Source organism: Mycobacterium sp. NAZ190054, assembly GCF_001545925.1.
Taxonomy (GTDB): Bacteria; Actinomycetota; Actinomycetes; order Mycobacteriales; family Mycobacteriaceae; genus Mycobacterium.
This window is the reverse complement of the sequence record NZ_LMVQ01000499.1, coordinates 1-771: the sequence shown is the minus strand read 5'-3', so window position 1 is coordinate 771 and position 771 is coordinate 1. Positions and strand designations below refer to the sequence as shown.

1 protein-coding gene is annotated in these 771 nt (G+C 67.7%); it reads right to left on the bottom strand.

Annotated elements, in window-relative coordinates:
- A partial coding sequence (locus tag ASJ79_RS24925; RefSeq protein ID WP_156448635.1) for a DUF222 domain-containing protein occupies positions 1 to 681 on the bottom strand: 681 nt, incomplete at its 3' end.
- Positions 682 to 771: the final 90 nt, after the last annotated feature.

Genomic DNA, 771 nt, shown 5'->3' with positions numbered 1-771 from the left:
GTCGTCGAGGGTGCGGGGGTCGGCGTCGCAGACGCTGTAGGCCATCGCGGTCAGGGTGCGTTCCCCGGCGGCGGCGTCGCCGTCGAACAGGCGCGCCCACACGGTGGTGAATCCGGGTGCATCGCCGGGGTTGCCGAATTCGATGGTGCGGCCCAGGTCGGGGTCGCGGCTTTGGCGCACGGCGTCGGGGTCGTGGCGGTCGATGATGGTGTCGATCTCGGCTTCGGTTTTTTTCGCCGACAACGGTCCCCAGCCCAGTATGCTGGTGGCCAGTTCGGCGTCGACGGCGGCGATCAGGGCGGGGTCGGTGATCAGGTCGGTGCGGGTGATGATCGCGCGCACCAGCAGCTCGCTGATCAGGCCGTCGAGGAACAGTGCCCCGACTTTGGGGAGGCGGTCGCGCAGCACCACTGCTCGGTAGGCCTGGTGTAGGGCCAAGCCGTGGGTGATCCGATAGGCGGCGGCGAGTTCGGCGGTGACGGCGGCTTCGGGATCGACCCACCAGTTCCTCCGGTCGTGGGGGGCGAGGTCGACGCGGCGGGTGAACAGTTCGGCCATCACCGCCAGCTTGCGTGCGCATACCGCGTTCTCCATCCGCGAGGTGGCCGCGGCGGCGTCGATGAGTTCGGCATCCGACAGCGCGGCCAGATCAGCGGGCTCCGGAACCGATCCATCGAACATGTGTGGCGCTCCTAGTGTTTTAGTGGGCGCCTTCTCGCTGGTCAGCGGTGTTTTTGGTTGAGTCTCAAGTGTTCTCGGTGTGTCCGCAGG